The sequence below is a fragment of the Oleiphilus sp. HI0080 genome, assembly GCF_001635135.1.
Map to the genome: position 1 here is coordinate 1 of NZ_LWFU01001069.1, position 954 is coordinate 954.

Annotated in this window: 1 protein-coding gene; it reads left to right on the forward strand. The window is 45.2% G+C overall.

Annotation, left to right across the window (positions count from 1 at the left end; all coding sequences use genetic code 11):
• On the forward strand, positions 1 to 954 hold a 954-nt coding region (locus A3751_RS23200), incomplete at both ends, for a hypothetical protein (protein ID WP_197466545.1).

Genomic DNA, 954 nt, shown 5'->3' on the forward strand with positions numbered 1-954 from the left:
TCAAAGGGACAGTGCGACCCAAGGCAGCTTGATGCTTTAGGCGGTAAAAAAATTAAAGGGTTCGAAAGTCTGGTTCATGGTCGAAATACTAAAAATCGGATTACGATAAAGCTCGACATAGACAAAAAAGGGGAAATCGGACAAACCTTCGCAAAACTTCCCGACCTAATTAATGAGGACTTTGGCCTAACCGCAGAAAGTCCTTGCGGCATAGCTGATTCGTTTTCAGTTGAACTAGAAATTGCCTGGTCTGCTCATAAAGAAACAGCTTATGTTTCACAAACTCGAATATGGCTAGATGATCGCCTAGTTGTGAAACTCGAAAGTGATGCAGGCTTAAAACAAGCACGAATTTCCTATATTAACTTCCACCATCCGTTGTTGCTTTCTGATGAGGACGCAGGTGAGTTCGCCTTACCCACAACGGAGCTTGAAACTCTTATTCAAATTGGTAGCCATTCACGAGGAAACCAAACATCCGAGGATAATACATCTATAGGATTTTTGAGTAAGTTCGGAGCGATCGTTATTCCAGGTCAGACCGTTGCTACTGGCATGGATCTGGATGACCCGCTACGTACAGAACGCGTGCATGAAATTCTTTCCGATATTATTGATGCCCCCTTCCATAATCTTCTTCGCTATCTGAATAGCAGTGTCTGTATTGGTCCGTTGCGAGTAATACCCGACAATGACTACACGCATAATCCCTATCCTGATCAGGGAGGTTGGTATAGTGGTGAATCTGCTTGGGATGTCGTTCAAGGCGAGCCAAGTGCAGTCGAGGAGGTTAACCATGTATTAAGAGCTAATGACGGGCTTCAACTCGGATGCGAACTGCGAAAAATGATGCGCGTCGGCCATACAGCTTTCACAGGGAGCGCAGACCAAGCCTTAGATCTGAAAAGCATGGCGAAACTCGACCCAAATGCCAGGATGACGTTTTCAAAAGAG